Source organism: Micromonospora sp. CA-249363, assembly GCF_050950185.1.
Taxonomy (GTDB): Bacteria; Actinomycetota; Actinomycetes; order Mycobacteriales; family Micromonosporaceae; genus Micromonospora.
Genome location: NZ_CP192020.1, coordinates 1,478,885 through 1,497,573 on the forward strand (window position 1 = coordinate 1,478,885; position 18,689 = coordinate 1,497,573).

The following is an 18,689-nucleotide window of genomic DNA, read 5'->3' on the forward strand; positions in this document are numbered from 1 at the left end:
CACTGTTCAGGATGGTGGCGGCGACAGTCGCGACCACGCTGATCGCGACCGCCCTCACGAACCCGGCCCTCGCCACCCCGGCCTCCGCCGCCCGCCCCGCCGACCAACCGGCCGCCGCCAGCAGCGGATTCGCCGCCGCGGCCACCAACCTCGCCCAGGGTCGTCCCACCCAGGAGAGCGGTCACGCCGACGTCTACGACTCGTCGAAGGTCGTCGACGGCAACGCGGGCAGCTACTGGGAGAGCGTCAACAACTCGTTCCCCCAGTGGGTGCAGGTCGACCTCGGCTCGTCACAGTCGGTCAACCACGTCGTGCTGAAGCTGCCGACCTCGGGCTGGGGCACCCGGACGCAGACGCTGAGCGTGCGGGGCAGCGCCGACGGCTCGTCGTTCACGGACCTGGTCGGGTCGCAGACCTACACCTTCAACCCGGCGAGCGGCAGCACCGTCACGATCAACTTCAGCGCCGCCTCCACCCGCTACGTCCGGATCACCATCACCGCCAACAGCGGCTGGCCGGCCGGGCAGCTCTCCGAGCTGGAGGTGTACGGCAGCGGCGGCTCCACCCCCGACACCACCGCGCCGAGCGCCCCCGCCAACCTCTCGTACACCCAGTCGGGCACCACCATCAGCCTCGCCTGGGTCGCCTCCACCGACAACTCCGGTGGCAGCGGTGTAGCCGGCTACGACGTCTACCGCAACGGCGCGTTCCTCCAGTCGGTCGGGAACGTGACCACCTTCAACGACACGCAGCCCACCACGGCGACCGTGTCCTACTACGTCCGGGCGCGCGACGCCGCCGGCAACGTCTCCGGCAACAGCAACACGGTGACCCGTACCGGCAGCGGTGACACCACCGCGCCGAGCGTCCCGGGGACGCTGTCGCAGAGCACCTCGGGCAGCACGATCACCCTCACCTGGGGCGCCTCCACCGACTCCGGTGGCAGCGGCCTGGCCGGCTACAACGTCTACCGGGGCGGCAACCTGATCGCCACGCTGGGCACGGTCCTCACCTACCAGGACACCCAGCCGGCGACGGCCACCGTCTCCTACTACGTCCGTGCCCGCGACGGCGCCGGCAACCTGTCCGGCAACAGCAACACCGTCACCCGGACCGGCAGCAACCCCCCGGCCTGCACCAACGTGGCGCAGGGCAAGAGCATGACGGCGAGCGGCTCCACCTTCACCTTCACGCCGGACAAGGCGAACGACGGGCAGCTCGGCACCTACTGGGAGGGCGCGGCCAGCTACCCGCAGAACCTCACCGTGGCGCTCGGCGCGAACCACTCGATCTCCAGCGTCACCGTCAAGCTCAACCCCGACGCGTCCTGGGGCACCCGTACCCAGACCATCCAGGTCCTCGGCCGCGACCAGGCGTCGTCGTCGTACACCAGCCTGGTCTCGGCCGCGGCCTACCAGTTCGTCCAGGGCGTCAACACGGTGACCATTGGAGTCAGCGCGACCACGGCGGACGTGCAGTTGCGGTTCACCGGCAACACCGGCGCACCGTCCGGCCAGGTGGCCGAGCTGGAGGTCTGCGGCACGCCGGCCCCCAACCCGGACCTGGTCGTCAGCTCGGTGACCTGGTCGCCCACGTCGCCCAGCGAGGTCTCGCAGGTCACCCTCTCGGCCGTGGTGCAGAACATCGGCTCGGCGTCCGCCGCTGCGACGACCGTGAACTTCAGCCTGGCCGGCGCGGTCGTCGGCAGCGCCTCGGTCGGCGCGCTCGCCGCCGGTGCCTCGACCACCGTGTCGTTCAACGCCGGTACGCGGCCGATGGGCAGCTACGCCGTCTCGGCGGTGGTCGACCCGGCGAACACGGTCGTCGAGCAGAACAACGGCAACAACAGCTTCACGGCGGCGTCGCCGCTGGTGGTGGCGCAGGCGCCGGGGCCCGACCTCCAGGTGCTGAGCATCGCCTCGAACCCGCCGAACCCGGCCGTCGGGGCGTCCGTCAGCTTCACCGTGGCGGTCCGCAACCGGGGCACCACGGCGACCGGCGCGACCACCGTCACCCGACTGGTGGTGGGCGGCACCACGCTCAACACCAACACCGCCTCGATCGCCGCCGGCGCGACGGCCACCGTGGCCGTCAGCGGTAGCTGGACCGCCACCAGCGGCGGCGCGACCATCACCGCCACCGCCGACGCCACGAACGTGGTCGCCGAGACCAACGAGAGCAACAACACGTTCAGCCAGTCCATCGTGGTCGGACGCGGCGCGGCGGTGCCGTACGTCTCGTACGAGGCGGAGGCCGGCCGTTACTCGGGCACGCTGCTGGAGGCCGACGCGCTGCGGACCTTCGGGCACACCAACTTCGCCAGCGAGTCCTCGGGCCGCAAGTCGGTACGCCTCAACAGCACCGGCCAGTTCGTCGAGTTCACCTCGGCCAACCAGGCCAACGCCATCGTGGTGCGCAACTCCATCCCGGACGCGCCCGGTGGGGGCGGCATCGAGGCGACCATCAGCCTCTACGTCAACGACGTCTTCTCCCGGAAGTTGACCCTGTCGTCGAAGCACAGCTGGCTCTACGGCAACACCGATGGGCCGGAGGCGCTGACCAACACCCCGCAGGCCGACGCTCGTCGCCTGTTCGACGAGTCGAACGCGCTGCTGTCGCAGTCGTACCCGGCGGGCACCCGCTTCAAGTTGCAGCGCGACTCGGGTGACACCGCCTCCTTCTACGTCATCGACATGATCGACCTGGAGCAGGTGGCCCCGCCGCTGAGCCAACCGTCCGGCTGCACGTCGATCACGCAGTACGGCGCGATCCCGAACGACGGGCTCGACGACACCGCCGCCATCCAGCGGGCGGTGACCGACGACCAGAACGGCGTCATCAGCTGCGTCTGGATCCCCGCCGGGCAGTGGCGGCAGGAGCAGAAGATCCTGACCGACGACCCGCTAAACCGGGGCATGTACAACCAGGTCGGCATCAGCAACGTCACCATCCGGGGCGCCGGCATGTGGCACTCGCAGCTCTACACGCTGACCGAGCCGCAGAACGTGGTGGGCGGCATCAACCACCCGCACGAGGGCAACTTCGGCTTCGACATCGACAAGAACACCCAGATCTCCGACATCGCCATCTTCGGCTCCGGCCGGATCCGGGGCGGTGACGGCAACGCCGAGGGCGGCGTCGGTCTGAACGGCCGGTTCGGCACCGGCACGAAGATCAGCAACGTCTGGATCGAGCACGCGAATGTCGGCGTCTGGGTGGGCCGCGACTACGACAACATCCCCGACCTGTGGGGGCCGGCCGACGGGCTGGAGTTCAGCGGCATGCGGATCCGCGACACGTACGCCGACGGCATCAACTTCAGCAACGGCACGCGCAACTCCCGGGTGTTCAACTCGTCCTTCCGCACCACCGGTGACGACGCGCTCGCCGTCTGGGCCAACCCGTACGTCAAGGACCGCAGCGTCGACATCGCCCACGACAACCACTTCGTCAACAACACCATCCAGTTGCCGTGGCGGGCGAACGGCATCGCCATCTACGGCGGCTACGACAACTCGATCGAGAACAACCTGATCTACGACACCGCCAACTACCCGGGCATCATGCTGGCGACCGACCACGACCCGCTGCCGTTCTCCGGCACGACGTTGATCGCCAACAACGGGCTCTACCGCACCGGCGGCGCGTTCTGGAACGAGGACCAGGAGTTCGGCGCCATCACCCTGTTCCCCTCGACCCGGGACATCGTCGGGGTCACGATCCGGGACACCGACATCGTCGACTCGACGTTCGACGGCATCCAGTTCAAGAACGGCGGCGGCAACATGCCGAACGTCGCCATCACCAACGTGCGGATCGACAAGTCGAACAACGGCGCCGGCATCCTCGCGATGAGCGGCGCACGCGGCAACGCCAACCTGACGAGCGTGACCATCACGAACTCGGCCGACGGCAACATCGTCATCCAGCCGGGCTCGCAGTTCGTCATCAACGGCGGCTGACCCGTCGCTTGATCAACACGGTTTCAATGAAATCGGGGTGTCCGCGGCTCGCGGACACCCCGATTTTCATGAACCCGAGTCGATCGCCATTGCGCAGGGGCCGTCGTGGGCGTCGGGCCGCCGGCACCGGCCCGCGTCGTCGAGCCGGGCGTCACAGAACACTCGGGTACGGAGGAACTGCGCGTCCTCCTCGCTGAGCGTGGTTTCCCCGAAGTCGACGACGGTGACGTGACCGAGCGAGTCGCGCAGCGCCACGGCCAGGGCGGTGACCTCGTCGAGGCTGGTCAGCGTGGTCGGCAGGTGGATGATCCACCGTGGCGCGGTCATCGGGTCCACCGGCCGGGCCACACCGGCCGGGCCGCGCTTCGCCGGCGATCCGGGCACGGCCAGCGCAGCCCACAGGTGCAGTACCGACCCCACCGTGCCCAGTTGCGGCGATGCCTCGGTGTCAGCGGCACCAACCCGATCTGCTTGCCCATCACGCCCACCTTCCTCGCGCCTGTTCACACTCTGGTGTGGACGCGACTACGGTCGGAAGGTGGCGAGTGCCCTCAGCGCCGGATGTGCCGATCCCACGGGACGCGGTGGTCGCCGGTGGTGATCGGTGGGCGAGGTGTGGTGGAGGTGTGATGGACAGCGGCCCGGTGTCGACGCTGGAGTTCCTCGGGGCGGAGCTGCGACGGGCTCGCCGCGAGCGCGGGCTGAGTCAGGAGGAGTTGGCCCAGCGCATCAGCTACTCGTCGTCCCTGGTCGGGATGGTGGAGATCGGTCACCGCACTCCCTCGCAGGACTTCATCGCCCGGGTCGACGGGATATTGGAGGCCGGTGGGCTGTTCGAGCGGTTGCTCACCCTGGTCCGGGCCGACGCGGCTCCGCCCTGGTTGCGCGAGTGGATCACCGTCGAACGGGAGGCGACCATGATCCGCTGGTTCGAGCCGTCGTTGATCCCCGGGCTTCTGCAAACCGAGGCGTACGCCCGGGCGGTGCTGCGCGGCGGGGGGATGCTGCGGGAGCCGGAGGTCGAACAGCGGGTGGGCTCACGGATGGACCGGCAGTCGGTGCTGAGCCGGGAGCACCCGCCGGAGTTCGTGGCAGTGGTCGACGAGGCCGTGCTACGACGGGCGATCGGCGCACCGGCCGTGATGGTGGCGCAGTTCGAGCACCTGCTCCAGATCACCGAGCAACCCCACGTGGACCTCTACGTGGTGCCGGCCGAGGCCGGCATGCACGCCGGGTTGGCGGGCCCGTTCATCCTGGCCCGGACACCGGACAGCGGTGAGGTCGCGCACCTCGACACCGCGGTACGCGCGCACGTCACCGACCGCCCCGAGGACGTTGATAACCTTCGGCGCAGATGGGAGAGCCTGCGGGGCGAGGCGTTGCCCCGGCGGGCCTCACGGGATCTCGTGCGGGAGTTGGCGAAGTCATGGACCTGACCGGTGCGGTGTGGCGCACGTCCACCCGTAGCGACAACGGGGGCTCGACCTGCGTGGAGGTGGCCACCAATCTGTCGCACCTGGTCGGCGTGCGCGACAGCAAGGACCGGCAGGGGCCGGTGTTGGCCTTCGCCCCCTCGGCCTGGACGAACTTCATCGCGTCGACCCGCGGGAAAGGTGAGTGATCGGGCCTGAACCGGCCCAGATGGCTCCGGTGCCAGGGACCTGAGAACCGCCGGACCTGTGGTGCGGTGCGCCAGAGTCGAGCCCTGCCAGTCTCACGACGTGCCCGCGAAGTCGTTCGACGTGTTGAGCCGCCACAGGTCTGCCTGGACAGCGAGCACTGCGCTCGATCTTCTGCCGGAGAACAACGGCGCACTAGTGGAGGTGCTGCGCGGTTGTGTCGTGATCACGCCGGGTCCCGGCCTTGATGAACGGACGGCGCAGCGCGAACTCGGCTACCTGCTGAAGCAGGCCGCCCGCCGGGCGGGGGCTGTGGCTCTATCACGACGTGAACGTCGTCTCGAACGATGACCTGTTCATCCCCGACATCGCCGTGCTGAAGGTTTCCGGCGGCGGGCGAACGGCGATGGGCATCGGGCACGCGGTGTTGTTGGGGGAGATCGTCTCGCCGGGTACCCGGCGAAGGGGAGTGATCGACCGGCCGTGGGAGTACGCCGCCGCCAAGGTCCCGTTCTTCCTCCTCGGTGGCGGGAAGCACCTTCGCGATGCGGGAGCCGTTCGAGTTCTCCATCGACCCCGCCGAACTGCTCGATGAAGCGGCACCGGACCAGTGACGCCCGATCCGGGTGCCGGCGACGCTTGATCCACTCGGGTTCGGCGATATGGGGGTGTCCGAGAGCTGTGGATAGCCCGAGATCGGCGAACTCGTGTGGATCATGGCCGGAAGCGGCGCGCGGGGGTGGGCTGAGGCTCCCAGCGGGCTTACAGCGGCCGTGGGGGAGAATGGCATCGTGACTTCCCCCCGCGATCTTGTTCTGCTCGGGTCCACCGGTTCGATCGGCACGCAGGCCATCGACATCGTCCGGCGCAATCCGGACCGGTTCCGGGTGGTGGCGATCGGGGCGGGCGGCGGCAACGTCGAACTGCTCGCCGCGCAGGCCCTCGAACTGGGCGTCGAGGCGGTCGGGGTGGCCAAGGCGTCCGCCGCCCAGGACCTGCAACTCGCGTTCTACGCCGAGGCGAGCCGGCGCGGCTGGGCCACCGGCGACTTCAAGCTTCCCAAGATCGTGGCCGGGCCGGACGCGATGACCGAGCTGGCCCAGTGGCCGTGCGACATCGTTCTCAACGGGGTGGTCGGCTCGCTGGGCCTCGCTCCTACGCTGGCCGCGCTGCGCGGTGGTCGTACTCTCGCGTTGGCCAACAAGGAGTCGCTCGTGGCCGGCGGCCCGCTGGTCAAGGCCGCGGTGACGCGGCCGGGGCAGATCGTTCCGGTCGACTCGGAGCACTCGGCGCTCGCGCAGTGTCTGCGGTCCGGGTCGCGCGGTGAGGTACGGCGGCTGGTCGTCACGGCCAGCGGCGGCCCGTTCCGGGGTCGGCGGCGGGACGAGTTGACGCAGGTCACACCGGAGCAGGCGCTCGCGCACCCGACGTGGAACATGGGACCGGTCGTGACGATCAACTCGGCGACCATGGTCAACAAGGCCCTTGAGGTGATCGAGGCGCACGAGCTGTTCGACGTGCCCTACGCCGACATCACCGTCATGGTGCACCCGCAGTCGGTGATCCACTCGATGGTCGAGTTCGTGGACGGGTCGACGATCGCCCAGGCCAGCCCACCGGACATGCGACTGCCGATCGCGCTCGGCATCGGCTGGCCGGACCGGGTGCCCGAGGCTGCCACCGCCGTCGACTGGACCGCCGCGCACACCTGGGAGTTCGCACCGCTGGACGACGAGGCGTTCCCGGCCGTGGCGCTCGCCAAGGCCGCCGGGGTCGCCGGACGTTGCCGTCCGGCGATCTACAACGCGGCGAACGAGGAGTGCGTGGCGGCGTTCGTGGCCGGGCGACTGCCGTTCCTCGGCATCGTCGACACCCTCGAACGCGTGTTGGAGGACGCTCCGGACTTCGCCGAACCGGGTACCGTCGAGGACGTGCTCGCGGCGGAGTCGTGGGCGCGTGCGCACGCGCAGGAGATCATCGCGGGTTCGGTGAAAGGAGCTTGATGTCTAACCTGCTCGGGGTGGTCCTCTTCGCCCTGGCCATTCTCATCTCGGTCAGTCTGCACGAGGCCGGTCACATGCTGACCGCCAAGGCGTTCGGGATGAAGGTCACGAAGTACTTCGTCGGGTTCGGCCCCACCATCTGGTCGTTCAAGCGGGGCGAGACCGAGTACGGACTCAAGGGCATCCCCCTCGGTGGCTTCTGCAAGATCGTCGGAATGACGCCGCACGACGACGATGTCGACCCCGCCGACGAGCCGCGCGCGATGTGGCGCTACCCGGTGTGGAAGCGCACGATCGTCATGTCCGCGGGCTCGATCACCCACTTCGGGCTGGCGCTCGTCGCCATCTGGCTGGCGGCCGTCACCCTCGGCCTGCCCAACCCCAAGTTCCCCACGAACGACGCGGAGGTCCGGCAGGAGCCGGCGGTGATCTCGCTGTCCGACTGCGTGATGCCGAAGATCGATCAGCGCGCCTGCGCCCCGGGTGACCCGGCCAGCCCGGCGGCCCAGGCCCAGCTGCGCGACGGCGACCGGATCACCTCGCTCAACGGCACGCCGGTCAACAACTACGGCGAGATGCTCACCGGCCTGCGCGCGCTGAAGCCCGGCGAGACCGTGAAGATCGGGTACGTCCGCGACGGGCAGCCCGCCGAGACCAGCACCGTGCTGGCGCAGACGGAGCGTCCGCCGCTGGACAACCCGAAGGGCACCGTCGGCCCGGTCGCCGCGCTCGGCGTCGGCCTCACCATCACCACCCCGAACCGGGTGACGTACGGGCCGGCCGCCGCGTTCGGCGCCACCGGCGACTTCACCCGCGAACTGGCCGTGGGCACGGTCCAGGCGTTGCAGCGCCTGCCGCAGAAGGTCCCCGCCCTGTGGACCGCCATCACCGGCGGCGAACGTGACGTGGACACCCCGATCAGCGTGGTCGGGGCCAGCCGGCTCGGCGGCGAGGCGTTCGCCAACAAGGCCTGGCTGATGTTCGTGATGCTGTTCATCTCGCTGAACTTCTTCATCGGCGTGTTCAACCTGCTCCCGCTGCTCCCCCTGGACGGCGGCCACATCGCCATCGCCTGGTTCGAGCGGGCCCGCTCCTGGCTCTACGCGCGGATCGGTCGGGCCGACCCGGGGCGGGTGGACTACCTCAAGCTGATGCCCTTCACGTACGCGGTGATCCTCATCGGTGGCGTGTTCACGCTGCTGACCATCACCGCGGACGTCGTCAACCCGATCACGCTCTTCCCAAGGTGAGTGCTGAAGTGACCGCTATCAGTCTCGGCATGCCAGCTGTGCCGCCCCCGCCGCTCGCGCCCCGCCGGGCCAGCCGCCAGATCATGGTCGGCTCGGTGCCGGTCGGCGGCGGCGCGCCGGTGTCCGTGCAGTCGATGACCACGACCCTCACCTCCGACGTCAACGCGACCCTTCAGCAGATCGCCGAGCTGACCGCGTCCGGCTGCCAGATCGTCCGGGTGGCCGTGCCGTCCCAGGACGACGTCGAGGCGCTGCCCGCCATCGCCAAGAAGTCGCAGATCCCGGTGATCGCCGACATCCACTTCCAGCCCAAGTACGTCTTCGCCGCCATCGACGCCGGCTGCGCGGCCGTCCGGGTCAACCCGGGCAACATCCGGCAGTTCGACGACAAGGTCAAGGAGATCGCGCGCGCGGCGGGGGACGCCGGCGTGCCGATCCGGATCGGCGTCAACGCGGGCTCACTGGACAAGCGGCTGCTGACCAAGTACGGCAAGGCCACCGCCGAGGCGCTCGTCGAGTCGGCGCTGTGGGAGTGCTCGCTGTTCGAGGAGCACGGCTTCCGCGACATCAAGATCTCGGTGAAGCACAACGACCCGGTCGTGATGATCCGGGCGTACCGGCAGCTCGCCGAGCAGTGCGACTACCCGCTGCACCTCGGCGTCACCGAGGCCGGGCCGGCCTTCCAGGGCACGATCAAGTCGGCGGTCGCCTTCGGTGCGCTGCTGGCCGAGGGCATCGGCGACACCATCCGGGTGTCGCTCTCCGCGCCGCCGGTCGAGGAGATTAAGGTCGGCAACCAGATCCTGGAGTCGCTCGGCCTGCGCGAGCGAGGCCTGGAGATCGTCTCCTGCCCGTCCTGCGGGCGGGCCCAGGTGGACGTCTACAAGCTCGCCGAGGAGGTCACCGCCGGCCTGGAAGGGCTGCCGGTGCCCCTGCGGGTCGCCGTCATGGGCTGCGTCGTCAACGGTCCGGGCGAGGCCCGCGAGGCCGACCTCGGCGTCGCCTCCGGCAACGGCAAGGGCCAGATCTTCGTCAAGGGGCAGGTCGTCAAGACCGTGCCCGAGGGGCAGATCGTGGAGACGCTGATCGAAGAGGCGCTGCGCATCGCTGACGAGATGGGCGCCGAGCTGCCCGAGGAGTTGCGCGGGCTGGTCACCGGCCCGACGGTCACCGTGCACTGAGTCGCTTCGACGAATGCGGGCCGCTCCCCTCGGGGAGCGGCCCGCTTCCGTTCTGCTGCGATCTTGGCGCGCCCCGACGTCAGGGGGCGGCGTCGGTGGCCGCGCGGCTGCCGGTCCGCCGAGTGTGCGGCGACGCCGGGCGCGGCGGCCGAGCCCGGTCAGTCGGCTTCGGCGAGGATCGCGTACAGCTTGCGTCGCGTCTCGTCGAGGACCTGGGCGGCCCGTTCACGCTGGTCGTCGGTGCCGTTCATCATCACCTGCCGCAGGGCGTTCATCGCCTGCGCGCCGGAGTCGCGGATGTCATGCCAACTGCTCACGGTGTCCTGGGCGACGTCCGCCCAGGGCGGCGTCTGCGCGGCGGCGGTGGCCTCGGCCTGACCGGCCTCGGTGACGGTGAACCGCTTCCGTCCGCCGCTGGACTCCTCGGTGCTGGCGGCGATCACACCCTCGTCCTCCAGGAGCTGGAGGGTGGGGTAGATCGAACCCGGGCTGGGCCGCCAGGCCCCGCCGGTGCGGGAGTCGATCTCCTGGATCATCTCGTAGCCGTGCATCGGCCGCTCGGTGAGCAGGGCCAACACCGCGCCACGGACGTTGGGACGTCGCCCCCGGCCGCGGCCGTGCCCGCGACCGCGGCCTCGTCCGCCGTGCTCGTGGCCGTGCTCGTGCGGGCCGGGCGGGACCGGCGGGAAGCCGAAGCCCCGCATCCGGGCCTCGTGCATCGGGTGGTGCTGTCGATGGAACCTCATCGGGTTCTCCTTCTCTGCGTACTGTCGCTGATGCATCAACGATATATCGGCAATGCATCGGCGACAAGTGGCGGCGAGCAAATCGGCCGTTTGCGGTCGGGCTCGCCACTCGGCCGGCGAGGCGGGGGGTCGATCTGGCAGGCTGGTAGTCGTGCTGACGGTGCCGGTACGGCAACTGGGGGAATCGGAGCGCCGCGCGGTCGAGCGCCTGCTCGACCGTGACCCGTACGCGGGCGCGCAGGTCGCCGAGCGCATCGCCGCGCGCGGCCTGTCCTGGTGGCGGGCCGAAGGGCGGATCCTGGGGTACGGCGCCCGGCGCAACCTCGAATCCCTGTGCTGGCTCGGCGGCAACCTGACACCCGTGCTCGCCAGCGACGCCGCCGTGTCCGCCTTCGCCGAGCTGCTCGCCGGGGAGGATCGGCTCTGCTCCTCGATCGTCGGTCGCGCGGACGCCGTCCTTCCCCTCTGGGACCAGCTCTCCCACACCTGGGGCCCGGCCCGCGACGTCCGCCCCAACCAGCCGCTGCTGGCCACCGACACGACGCCGGCGGTGCCGGCCGATCCAGAGGTACGCCGCGTCCGTTCCGGTGAGGTCGACCGTCTCTTTCCGGCGGCCGTCGCCATGTACACCGAAGAGGTGGGCGTCTCCCCGCTCGCCGAGGACGCCGGCCGTAGCTACCGACGCCGGGTCAACGACCTGGTCCGGGCCGGTCGCGCGTACGCCCGGTTCGTCGACGGCAAGGTCGTCTTCAAGGCCGAGCTGGCCGTCGTGACCAAGCGGACCGCCCAGGTCCAGGGCGTCTGGGTCGCGCCGGAGTGGCGGGGTCGTGGCATCGCCGCCGCCGCGATGGCCGCCGTGGTCTGCGACGCGCTGGCCCGGGTCGCTCCCACGGTCAGCCTGTACGTCAACGACTTCAACCTTCCAGCCCGCCGCGTCTACGAACGCTGCGGCTTCCAACCGGTCGGCACCCTCGCGACGGTGCTCTTCTGAGACGGCCCGCGCTTCCAGATCTTGGACAGTTACCGTCAGGTCGGGACGGTAACTGTCCAAGATCTGGAGGTACGGCGATGGCCGGCGCCCGTTGTCGGGTGCCGGCCATCGGTGGTTCTTAGCTGTTCCAGTGGTGGGCGACGAGGTCGGCGGCCTGCTGCTCCCACTGGGCGTACGCGTCGGGGTAGGCGGAGACCTGCACGGTCTGCGCGGCGTCGGTCAGGGGCATGTCCTGCCAGCCGTCGACCTGGCGCAGGCCCTTGAGGAACGCGGTGGTGGAGTACTCGGGGTTGGTGATCTGCTCGGGGGTGCCCCAGCCGCTGGTCGGGCGCTGCTGGAACAGGCCGAGGGAGTCGTGGTCGTTGGCGTCGCCGAGGTGGCCCAGGTTCTCCAGCTTCGACTCCTGCAGGCTGGTGGCGATGGAGATGACCGCGGCGCGCTCGGGTAGGCCGGCCTTCTTGGTGGCGGCGATGATGGCCTTGGCGTTGGCGGTCTGCTCGTCGTTGAGGGTGATGTGCGACTGGTCGCCCTGCGGCTTCGGCGCCGCGGCCTGCACCGCCACGGTGGCGGGCTTGGTGTCGACGGCCGGGTTGGCGTGGGCGGCGATCGGGCCGGCGAAGACGCCACCGGCGAACGCGAGACCAGCAACGGACAGCATGCTCTTACGGAAGATCGTGTTCATGAGGGGTTGCTCCTTCGGGGGTAGGAAACACCCAGATGTCACCGTCGGGGGGATCAGGTGACGGGGGTGTGCGCACCTCGTCCGGCGCGTGCAAAGTCTTAGGGGGCGGCGGCCTGCGAGCCCGGGGGGCTCGGGCGCCGCGGACCGGGTACAACGACCCGGGGGCCGGGGCCATTCCCGCAGACGGGCGGCCCGTGGCGGTCTGTGTGTAACGACCGGCCGGCTGGGCTCATTCCCGGGGGCCTGGCGGCCTGCGAGTAGGTGTCGCTCGCGGCGGCCGGGCCGGGTGTAACGACCTGGGGGGCCATTCCCGCAGGCGGGGGGCCCGTGGCGGTCTGGGTGTAACGACCGGCTGGCCGGGGTCATTCCTGGGGCTCGCGGCCTGCGAGCAGGTGTCGCTCGCGGCGGCGGCCGGTCCGGGTGTAACCACCTGGCGGCCGGGGCCATTCCCGGGGCCTGGCGGCCTGCGGGCGGATGCCTCGCGGCGGCCGGTCGGTGTGTAACGAGCCGGGGCCGGGGGGCATTCCCGGGGTCTTGCGGTCGTCCGAGGCAGGCACAACGACCGGGCCGGGCGGCCGATTCCCATCCGCTCATCGAGCCGGCGGGCTGGCCCGTGCTCCTGCGATCGCCGGGGTGTGTGACGAGCCCCGGCCGGCCATGATTCCGGCCCCAGAGTGCATCCCGTCACCCCGCGAAGACCCCACAAGCGGACATACCGCTCGGCGCGACCGTGGTCGGCGTGGTGATCGACGCGAGGTCGCCGAACTTGGGGTGTCCGGGGCGGGTTGATGCCCCCGGGTCGGTGAAGTCGTGTCGATCATGCCGATTTGCTGGCGTGGTCGGCCGGGCATGGTGCCCGTCTCGTGTCGGCGGGGGTGTTCGGGCGGGCGTGGTCGGCGTGGTGATCCACGCGAGGTCGCCGAAGTTGGGGTATCCGGGGCGGGTTGATGCCCCCGGGTCGGTGAAGTCGTGTCGATCATGCCGATTCCTGGCGAGGTTTGACCGGGCATGGTGCCCATCTCGTGCCGGCGGATGTTCGGGCGGCACGCGACCGGCGTGGTGATCCACGCGAGGTTGCCGAAGTTGGGGTGTCCGGGGCGGGTTGATGCCCCCGGGTCGGTGATGTCGTGTCGATCATGCCGATTTGCTGGCGTGGTCGGCCGGGCATGGTGCCCGTCTCGTGTCGGCGGGGGTGTTCGGGCGGGCGTGGTCGGCGTGGTGATCCACGCGAGGTCGCCGAAGTTGGGGTATCCGGGGCGGGTTGATGCCCCCGGGTCGGTGAAGTCGTGTCGATCATGCCGATTTGCTGGCGTGGTCGGCCTCGATGCCCCCAGGTCGGCGACGTCGTGTCGATCATGTCGATCCCGGGGCGCGGGGGTCTCGCGTCCCCGTTGCCGGCGGACCGGGCACCGGGGGATGACCTGCTCAGGACGGGTAAATCGGTTGAGGGGACCGGGTCGCTGCCGGCACGCTGGGTGTTCCGCCACCCACGTTCCGGAGGAACTTCCATGCGCCTGCTCCGTGACCTGTGGGGCACCTCGCCACGCCGTCTGACCCTCGTCGCCGTCCTGATCGTGCTGGGCGCCGCCGGTCAGGCGGGCGCGTCCGCGCTCGCCGGCGCGGTGCTCGTACACCGGTCGGCCTTTTCCTTCACCGTCCTTGCCGCCGCGTTGGCCGCCGTGGTGCTCAGCGACCTGGTGGTGAGCCTCGTGATGGCCGGGCTGACCGCCGACTGGTCCGCCGACATCCGCAGGCGGCTCTGTCGGGTCGCGCTCGGGCAGGACCTGCCGAGCCTCGAGACCACCCCGGTGGGCGAGCTGCTGGACCGCATCGACGGGGATGTCTACCAGGTGGCGTCGGCGATTCGTAACCAGGGTTCGCGGCTCGCCCAGGGGCTCTGCGTCGGTCTGCTGTCGATGGTCGTCGCGCTCGCCGTGTGGTGGCCGGCGGGCATCGCGATGTTGCTGCTGACGGTGGTGCTCGGGGTGGGGTTGCGCCGGCCCACGGCAAAGATCGGCCCGGCCCGCATGATCGAGGAGGAGGCCTGGTCCGACCTGGCCGCCGTCATGGAGGAGGCGGTGCACGGCCAGGACGACGTGCGGACCAGCCTGGCGCAGCCGTACGTGCTGCGGCTCTACGCCCGGCGGGCCGCCGCCGTGCTGTCCCGTGGCCATCGGGTCTGGGTGCTCTCCGCCAAGGTGGCGACGATCGCCACCGCCACGATCCGGGTCGGCGTCGGCGCGGTGGTGCTCGGCGGGGCCTGGGCCCTGGCCACCGGCCGGGTCGACGCCGCCCGGCTCACCGCCATCTGGCTGCTCGCCCTGGCCTTCGGGGCCACCGCCGAGCACGTCGGCCGGATGGTGCCCGAGCTACAGGAGGCCCTCGGCGCGTGGGCCCGTGTGCAGTTGCTCCAGAAGGTTCGGCAGGAACCGGTCGGCGGGGCCACCCCGGTCGAGGGTGACCTGCGCATCCGGGACCTGACGTTCGGGTACGACGTGAGTGGCCCGGAGAGTGGGCGGGGGCCGGCCCTGCGCGGGCTCAGCCTCACCTTCGCTCGGGGGCGCTCGTACGCGCTGATCGGGCGTACCGGGTCGGGCAAGTCGACCCTGGCGAAGGTGCTCACCCGGGCCGTGGACGTGCCGCCGGGCACCGTCTTCCTCGGCGGCACCGACCTGTGCGACCTCGACGTCGAGGAGCTGCGCCGCTGGGTGGCGCTGGTGCCGCAGCGCACCGAGATCGTGGCCGGCACGCTCGCCGAGAACGTCGCGCTCTACGACCCGGAGCTGCTGGACGCCGCGGCCCGGGCGCTCGACGAACTGGGCCTGGCCGGCTGGATCGCCGAGCTGCCCGACGGGTTGGCGACCCGGCTGGGGGAGGGCGGGCACGTGCTCTCCGCCGGCCAGGAGCAGTTGGTGGCGTTCGCCCGGATCCTGGTCCGTGACCCGCACGTGGTGATCCTCGACGAGGCCACCGCCCGGTTGGACCCGGTGACCGAGGCTCGGGTGCAGCGGGCCACCGAGCGGCTGCTGCGCGACCGGATCGGCATCGTCATCGCGCACCGACTCTCCTCGGTGCGCCGGTGCGACGAGGTGGTGGTGCTCGCCGACGGCGCGGTGGTCGAGGCCGGTCCGCTGGAGACGTCGACGCGGTTCGCCGAGTTGCTGGCGACCAGTCACGCCGCCGTCTACGCCGGCGGGGCGTCGGCGTCCCGCACCGGCGGCGGCACCGACCTCCTGACCGGCCCGAACACCACCGACGTCGACCTGCTGACCGGCCCGCGCAAGGCCGGCACGGACGTGCTGACCGACCCCAGTCCGGCCGGCCCGAACGCCGCCGGTCGGGACACCACCGGTCAGGACGCCGCTGAGCCGGTCGACGCGGCGGTGGACGGCGGGCCGGCGGCGGCCCGTACCGACCCGCCGCCGTTGCCGCCGACGCCGCCGGCGCGGACCTTCCGGGAGATCATCCGGCTCTGCACGAACGATCCCCGGTACGGCGCGGCCGCGATCGTGCTCTTCCTCGGGCTCAGCCTGCTCGGGCTCGACGGTCCGGTGCTGCCGTGGCTGTGGGCCGACCTGGTCGACGAGACCGGCAGTCCGTACCTGCCGGCCTTGGGCATCGTGGCCGGGTTGCTGGTCACCCTGCCGCTGCCGTTCTACACGCACGTGTGGTTCCCGCACTGGTGGGTGCGGCAGATGCTGCGGATCGGCCTTCGGCTGGTGCACGGCCAGACCGGACCTCGTCGGGTCAGCTCGCACACCCCGGCGGAGGTGGTGGCCCAGGGGGGCGACACCGAGCGGGTGGTGCAGCTCGCCGACAACGTCCTGGACCAGGCCGTCGCGTTGGTGCTGGTGGTCGCGATGACGGCGGTCACCGGCAGCGTCGTACCCGGGCTGTTCTTCCTCGGCACGATGGTGGTCTCCGGGCTGGCCGCGACGTTGTTCGGACCGAAGCTGGAGCGCGCGGCGCGGGCGACCGTGGCGGCGCGCGCCGCCTTCGCCACCGCGCTGGTCTCCGCGCTCTCCGCGGCGCGGACGGTCAAGCTCGCCGGCGCGACGTCGGCGGTGCTGCGTCACCTGGCGGACCTGGACGTGCTGCGCAGCGACCGGCAGCGACGGGAGATCGCGGTGCAGGTGTGGTCCCGGTCGACGCCGGCGGTGGCGAGCGGACTGCTGCCTATCGGCGCGTGGGCCCTCTACCTGGGCGGTGAACTGTCGGCCGGCGCGGTGCTGGTGGCGGTCTCCACGTTGGGGGCGGCCCGGTGGTTCTCCTGGACCACCGCGTCGTTGATCTCCCAACTGCCGTCGGCGCGGGTGTGGACCCGGCGGACGGTGGCGATGACGGGAGTGGGGGCGTACTCGGTGGGGGTGGCGGCGGTCGACCTGGCCGGCGGGACCGCGCCCGCGCCGACGCCGCCGCCCCGCCGCCCGCTGCGCCGGTTGGAGCTGCGCGGCTTCTCGGTGGTGCACTCCGACGGCACGGTCGCCGTGCGCGACGTGGACCTGACGGTCCAGCGCGGGCAGTTGGTGCTGGTCGTCGGGCCGGTGGGTTCGGGCAAGTCCTCGCTGCTGCGGGCGCTTGCGGGCATCGTGCACCACACCGGGGAGCTGCGGTGGAACGGTGACACGGTCACCGAGCCCGAGCTGTTCCTGCGCCCGAACCAGGTCGGTTACGTCGGTCAGCTACCCCGGGTGCTCTCCGGCACGGTGGTCGAGAACATCGCTCTCGGCCACCAGGTGGACGCGGCGGACGCGGTCAGCACCGCCCAGCTCGACCACGACCTGGCTGCCGCCGGGGGTGGGCTGGGCCTGCTCATCGGGCACAAGGGCACCCGGCTCTCCGGTGGGCAGCTTCAGCGCCTGGCCCTGGCCCGGGCGCTGGCGCCGCGTACCGAACTGCTCGTCGCGGACGACGTGTCGTCGGCGCTGGACGTCACGACGGAACTGGCGCTGTGGCAGGCATTGCGGGCGCACGGGGTGACCGTGGTCGGGTCCACCGCCAAGCGTGCCGCGTTGGTCCGCGCCGACCACGTGGTGGTGTTGCGGGCGGGCACGGTGGCGGCCCAGGGCACCTGGCGGGAGCTGGAGGGCGACTGGTCGCACCTCGCCGGCTGAGAAACGGTACGGGCGGCTGTCGACAACGGCAGCCGCCCGTACCGGTTCGGATCAGGCGCGGGCGTACTGCGCGGGACCGCTGTACGGGACGCCGAGCTTCGCGGCGGCGCGGCGCGGCCAGTACGGGTCGCGCAGCAGTTCCCGGCCGAGCAGCACCAGGTCGGCCTCACCGTTGGCGATGATCTGCTCGGCGTGCTCCGGCTCGACGATCAGGCCGACCGCGCCGGTGGGTACGCCGGCCTCGCGGCGGATCTGGGCGGCCAGCGGCACCTGGTAGCCGGGGCCGAGCAGCGGGATGCGCTGCTCGGTGCTGACGCCACCGGAGGAGGTGTCGACCAGGTCGACGCCCACGGCGGCCAGCTCGCCGGCGAGCACCACGCTGTCCTCGACGGTCCAGCCGCCCTCGACCCAGTCGGTGGCGGAGATCCGGGTGAGGACCGGCACGCTCTCGCCGACGGCGGCGCGTACCGCGCGGGCGACCTCCAGGGTGAGCCGCATCCGGCCGGCCCGGTCGCCTCCGTACGCGTCGGTGCGGTGGTTGGTCAGCGGCGACAGGAACTCGTTGAGCAGGTACCCGTGCGCGGCGTGCACCTCCACGGCGGCGAAGCCGGCCGCGAGGGCCCGCTCGGCGGCGGCGGCGAACGCCTCGACGACGCCCGCGATGCCCGCCGCGTCGAGCGCGGTCGGCGTCCGGTAGCTGGCGGTGAACGGCTCGGCGCTCGGGGCGACCGGCGTCCAACCTCCCTCGGCGTCCGGCACTCCGCCGTTGCCCGCGTCCCACGGCCGGTAGGTGGAGGCCTTGAACCCGGCGTGGGCGAGCTGGACGGCCGGCACCGCGCCGTGCGCGGCGACGAACGCGGTCACCGGACGCCAGGCGTCCACGTGCGCGTCGGACCACAGCCCGGTGTCCTGCGGGGAGATCCGACCCTCGGGGAGTACGGCGGTCGCCTCGGTCAGCACCAGCCCGGCCCCGCCGATCGCGCGGGTGCCGAGGTGGACGAGGTGCCAGTCGGTGGGCAGGCCGTCCGGGCCGGCGGAGTACTGGCACATCGGTGCCATGGCGATCCGGTTGGGCAGGGTGACCCCGCGCAGGGCCAGCGGCGTGAACAGGGAACTCATGTACTCATCCTCTCGGTACGGC

At 71.3% G+C, this 18,689-nt stretch carries 14 protein-coding genes; 10 read left to right on the top strand and 4 right to left on the bottom strand.

What is annotated here, in order from left to right; all coding sequences use genetic code 11:
* The first annotated feature begins 11 nt into the window (after positions 1-11).
* On the top strand, positions 12-3,962 hold the full coding sequence (locus tag ACQPZK_RS06990) for a CARDB domain-containing protein (RefSeq protein ID WP_433537495.1): 3,951 nt from the start codon (positions 12-14) through the stop codon (positions 3,960-3,962).
* A 66-nt stretch (positions 3,963-4,028) separates the two neighbouring features.
* Here the strand turns inward: ACQPZK_RS06990 and ACQPZK_RS06995 are convergent, their stop codons facing one another.
* Entirely contained in the window at positions 4,029-4,382 is a 354-nt protein-coding gene (locus ACQPZK_RS06995; protein ID WP_433537496.1) for a hypothetical protein, read from the bottom strand.
* 209 nt (positions 4,383-4,591) lie between these two features.
* Between ACQPZK_RS06995 and ACQPZK_RS07000 the strand changes: the two genes are divergently transcribed.
* The 7 genes from ACQPZK_RS07000 to ispG all read left to right on the top strand — a co-directional run bounded on the left by ACQPZK_RS07000 (position 4,592) and on the right by ispG (position 10,015).
* Positions 4,592-5,398: a helix-turn-helix domain-containing protein gene (locus ACQPZK_RS07000; protein ID WP_433537497.1), complete on the top strand. Its 807-nt coding sequence runs from the start codon at positions 4,592-4,594 to the stop codon at positions 5,396-5,398.
* Positions 5,389-5,583 (top strand): DUF397 domain-containing protein, encoded by a 195-nt coding sequence (locus ACQPZK_RS07005; RefSeq protein ID WP_433537498.1) that lies wholly within the window; start codon positions 5,389-5,391, stop codon positions 5,581-5,583. The genes ACQPZK_RS07000 and ACQPZK_RS07005 overlap by 10 nt, the downstream gene beginning before the upstream one ends.
* A 100-nt stretch (positions 5,584-5,683) precedes the next feature.
* Positions 5,684-5,932, top strand: coding sequence for a hypothetical protein (locus tag ACQPZK_RS07010; RefSeq protein ID WP_433537499.1), 249 nt, complete (start codon positions 5,684-5,686; stop codon positions 5,930-5,932).
* Complete coding sequence (locus ACQPZK_RS07015) at positions 5,910-6,176, top strand: hypothetical protein (RefSeq protein WP_433537500.1); 267 nt, start codon at positions 5,910-5,912, stop codon at positions 6,174-6,176. Before ACQPZK_RS07010 ends, ACQPZK_RS07015 begins: the two co-directional genes overlap by 23 nt.
* Positions 6,177-6,372: 196 nt before the next feature.
* Positions 6,373-7,584 carry a 1-deoxy-D-xylulose-5-phosphate reductoisomerase gene (gene dxr / locus ACQPZK_RS07020; protein WP_433537501.1) on the top strand — a complete coding sequence of 404 codons (1,212 nt, stop codon included), beginning with the start codon at positions 6,373-6,375 and terminating at the stop codon, positions 7,582-7,584.
* On the top strand, positions 7,584-8,834 hold the full coding sequence (locus ACQPZK_RS07025; protein ID WP_433537502.1) for a M50 family metallopeptidase: 1,251 nt from the start codon (positions 7,584-7,586) through the stop codon (positions 8,832-8,834). The genes dxr and ACQPZK_RS07025 overlap by 1 nt, the downstream gene beginning before the upstream one ends.
* A gap of 8 nt (positions 8,835-8,842) precedes the next feature.
* Positions 8,843-10,015: a flavodoxin-dependent (E)-4-hydroxy-3-methylbut-2-enyl-diphosphate synthase gene (ispG, locus tag ACQPZK_RS07030; RefSeq protein ID WP_357122317.1), complete on the top strand. Its 1,173-nt coding sequence runs from the start codon at positions 8,843-8,845 to the stop codon at positions 10,013-10,015.
* A 158-nt stretch (positions 10,016-10,173) separates the two neighbouring features.
* Here the strand turns inward: ispG and ACQPZK_RS07035 are convergent, their stop codons facing one another.
* Positions 10,174-10,761 carry a PadR family transcriptional regulator gene (locus ACQPZK_RS07035; protein ID WP_433537503.1) on the bottom strand — a complete coding sequence of 196 codons (588 nt, stop codon included), beginning with the start codon at positions 10,759-10,761 and terminating at the stop codon, positions 10,174-10,176.
* 151 nt (positions 10,762-10,912) lie between these two features.
* Here ACQPZK_RS07035 and ACQPZK_RS07040 point away from each other — a divergent pair, with 151 nt between their 5' ends.
* Entirely contained in the window at positions 10,913-11,752 is an 840-nt protein-coding gene (locus ACQPZK_RS07040; RefSeq protein WP_433537504.1) for a GNAT family N-acetyltransferase, read from the top strand.
* Between the two features lie 118 nt (positions 11,753-11,870).
* On the opposite strand, the gene ACQPZK_RS07045 is transcribed toward ACQPZK_RS07040, so the two are convergent.
* Positions 11,871-12,434, bottom strand: a complete 564-nt coding sequence (locus ACQPZK_RS07045; RefSeq protein ID WP_433537505.1) for a hypothetical protein — start codon at positions 12,432-12,434, stop codon at positions 11,871-11,873.
* Positions 12,435-13,942: 1,508 nt separating this feature from the next.
* On the opposite strand from ACQPZK_RS07045, the gene ACQPZK_RS07050 reads away from it, so the two are divergent.
* A complete protein-coding gene (locus tag ACQPZK_RS07050) occupies positions 13,943-17,548 on the top strand; it encodes an ATP-binding cassette domain-containing protein (protein ID WP_433537506.1) in 3,606 nt (1,201 codons plus the stop codon).
* Positions 17,549-17,599: 51 nt separating this feature from the next.
* Here ACQPZK_RS07050 and ACQPZK_RS07055 read toward each other — a convergent pair whose 3' ends face one another.
* Positions 17,600-18,667: an NADH:flavin oxidoreductase/NADH oxidase gene (locus ACQPZK_RS07055; RefSeq protein WP_433537507.1), complete on the bottom strand. Its 1,068-nt coding sequence runs from the start codon at positions 18,665-18,667 to the stop codon at positions 17,600-17,602.
* Positions 18,668-18,689: the final 22 nt, after the last annotated feature.

Coding starts and splice junctions, on each gene's coding strand:
- ACQPZK_RS06990 (WP_433537495.1), top strand. CDS start 12: ATGGTGGCGGCGACAGTCGCGACCACGCTGATCGCGACCGCCCTCACG.
- ACQPZK_RS07000 (WP_433537497.1), top strand. CDS start 4,592: ATGGACAGCGGCCCGGTGTCGACGCTGGAGTTCCTCGGGGCGGAGCTG.
- ACQPZK_RS07005 (WP_433537498.1), top strand. CDS start 5,389: ATGGACCTGACCGGTGCGGTGTGGCGCACGTCCACCCGTAGCGACAAC.
- ACQPZK_RS07025 (WP_433537502.1), top strand. CDS start 7,584: ATGTCTAACCTGCTCGGGGTGGTCCTCTTCGCCCTGGCCATTCTCATC.
- ACQPZK_RS07035 (WP_433537503.1), bottom strand. CDS start 10,761: ATGAGGTTCCATCGACAGCACCACCCGATGCACGAGGCCCGGATGCGG.
- ACQPZK_RS07045 (WP_433537505.1), bottom strand. CDS start 12,434: ATGAACACGATCTTCCGTAAGAGCATGCTGTCCGTTGCTGGTCTCGCG.
- ACQPZK_RS07050 (WP_433537506.1), top strand. CDS start 13,943: ATGCGCCTGCTCCGTGACCTGTGGGGCACCTCGCCACGCCGTCTGACC.
- ACQPZK_RS07055 (WP_433537507.1), bottom strand. CDS start 18,667: ATGAGTTCCCTGTTCACGCCGCTGGCCCTGCGCGGGGTCACCCTGCCC.